At 67.2% G+C, this 900-nt stretch carries 1 protein-coding gene; it reads right to left on the bottom strand.

Annotation, left to right across the window (positions count from 1 at the left end):
• Nucleotides 1-900 (bottom strand): sensor histidine kinase (locus tag Y705_RS19020; RefSeq protein ID WP_162149075.1); only part of this gene is annotated, 900 nt, incomplete at both ends.

The raw sequence follows: 900 nt of genomic DNA, 5'->3' as shown, positions 1-900 counted from the left end.
GGCTGCGTCGCGGGCCGACGCACCGGCGCCATCCACAGGGTCCGTCGGACGACCCGGGGACGGATCCATCGGCAGGTGGACGATGAAGGTGGATCCTCCGCCCTCGATGCTCTCGGCGGACAGGGTGCCGCCGTGGCGCTCCACGATCGCCCTCGAGATGGCGAGGCCCAGCCCCACTCCCGGGATCGCCGCGTTCCGGGCTGCCGACGTCCGGAAGAACTTCGAGAAGATGCCCGCCATCTCCTCCTTGGACATCCCCGTGCCCTGATCCTCGATCCTGCACTCGAGGACGCCGTCGGACGCGGCGGCACTGGTCGTCACTGTTCCACCGGAGGGTGAATACTTCACTGCGTTGGACAGCAGGTTATCGAGCACCTGGGCGATTCTCGCCGGGTCGCACGGCACGGTCAGCTCCTGCGATGTCACCTCGCTGAAATGCACCAGCGGATTTGCCGTCCGTTCCCGGGCCGAGGCAACGCGCTGGGCGAGGAGGGCGGAAAAATTGGTGGGGACCGGATGAATCTCGGCCGGCCCTTCGGCAGCGGCCAGAAGATCGCTGACCAGCTTATGGAGCCGCTCCGAGTTGCGGGACACCACGTCCAGGCCGGCGACGGCATCGGGAGGCAGACCCGGAACAGCGCCGAGCAGTTCGACGTAGCCACGGATGGCGGTCAGTGGAGTGCGCAGTTCATGGGAAACCGTCGCCACGAATTCGTCCCTGGCGTTGAGGGCTGCGACCAGTTCGGTGACGTCATTGAACGTCACGACCGAGCCTTCGCGACTGCCGGTCCGGCTGATCATCAGGCGCGAGGAGATGGAGAGGACCCGCTGGTTCGGTTGGGCTCCCCACCACAGGAGGTAGTCGGAGAACACCTGCCCCTCGGCGGCCCGACGGCGGGG

Source organism: Arthrobacter sp. H41 (assembly GCF_000520535.1).
Classification (GTDB): domain Bacteria; phylum Actinomycetota; class Actinomycetes; order Actinomycetales; family Micrococcaceae; genus Arthrobacter_D.
The sequence above is the reverse complement of the archived record's forward strand: the minus strand, read 5'-3'. Positions and strand labels throughout refer to the sequence as shown.